A 766-nucleotide genomic window follows, 5' to 3' on the forward strand; every position below is an offset into this window, starting at 1 on the left:
TGGCCGCCGCGGTCACCACAGGGGAAAAGGCGCAACAGACACAGGACAACCCGCAGGGGGCGCAGCAGGCCGGCATTAACCCGTCGGGTCCGGTGCAGCCGGGGCAGATGCCCGGCCAGCAGGTGGTCGGCGCCCCAGCCCCGATCGCGCAGCCCGGCACGGGCAACTTCGTCCCCACACCAGAAGGGGCGCCGGGGCTTTCACCGGGCGCCGGGCCTGCAGCGCCGAGCCTTGCGCCTACCGCGCCGGCCGGGCCGCAGGCCCCCAAGTCGGGTCCGATGGCTGAGCAGCCGCCGCAGGCCCCTGTGCAGCAGCCGAAACCTCCCACGCCGTCGCTGCTGCCCATCGCACCGTTTGACACCCCGGACATCTTCGACGACGGCGGCTGGCTGATGCCGAACGGTTTGGCGATCAACAAGACGAGCCGCCCCGAACCCATCCTTAACGATCAGCAGTGGAACGACATGCATGCGATCGCCAGCCAGCAGATGCCGATGCCCGACCCGGCCGCGAACGGCGGCCGCAATGACTACAGCGTGAACATCAGCGGTGTCACGGTCACCGACGTCAACCAGTTGATGTCCGAGGCGAGTTCGCGGCAGCGGCTGCAGATGATGCGCCACGCGGGGCGGCCATGAGCACCGAATTCGATAACCCGTTCATTGATAACCCGGACTTCTTCGACCGTAAGATCACCGCCCTGTGGTTCACCGGCGGCGGAAACGGCGCCGAGTTCCACACACATGGCGACGGCGCCGGCGCGCAG

General features: G+C 68.5%; 1 pseudogene. It reads left to right on the forward strand.

What is annotated here, in order from left to right:
* Positions 1–638: pseudogene (locus tag A5622_RS29640) on the forward strand (hypothetical protein); the annotation flags it as partial.
* Between the last annotated feature and the right edge of the window lie 128 nt (positions 639–766).

Origin of the sequence: Mycobacterium sp. 1245801.1, assembly GCF_001673055.1 — a bacterium.
Lineage (GTDB): Bacteria > Actinomycetota > Actinomycetes > Mycobacteriales > Mycobacteriaceae > Mycobacterium > Mycobacterium europaeum_A.